This is a genomic window from Salifodinibacter halophilus (assembly GCA_012999515.1).
Taxonomy (GTDB): Bacteria; Pseudomonadota; Gammaproteobacteria; order Nevskiales; family Salinisphaeraceae; genus Salifodinibacter; species Salifodinibacter halophilus.
Genome location: JABEEB010000316.1, coordinates 1 through 265, shown reverse-complemented (window position 1 = coordinate 265; position 265 = coordinate 1). Strand labels below are relative to the sequence as shown.

At 69.8% G+C, this 265-nt stretch carries 1 protein-coding gene; it reads right to left on the bottom strand.

What is annotated here, in order from left to right; translation table 11 throughout:
- Nucleotides 1–265, bottom strand: a 265-nt coding sequence (locus HKX41_11835) for a phosphomethylpyrimidine synthase ThiC (protein NNC24824.1), incomplete at both ends; no start/stop codon positions are given.

Sequence of the window (265 nt, the reverse complement as noted above, 5' to 3'; positions counted from 1 at the left end):
CTCGCGCGCCCGCTCCGGGTCCAGGCCGAGGTTGAACTGGTCTTCCCAGCGGAACTCGAAGCGCGCCTTGCTCATCGCGTTGTCGCGCGCCTGCGCGCCCGGGTGGCCCTTCGCCAGGTCGGCGGCATGCGCGGCGATCTTGTACGCCATCAGGCCTTCGCGCACGTCGTGCTTGTTGGGCAGGCCCAGGTGTTCCTTCGGCGTCACGTAGCACAGCATCGCGGTGCCGTACCAGCCGATCATCGCCGCGCCGATCGCGCTGGTG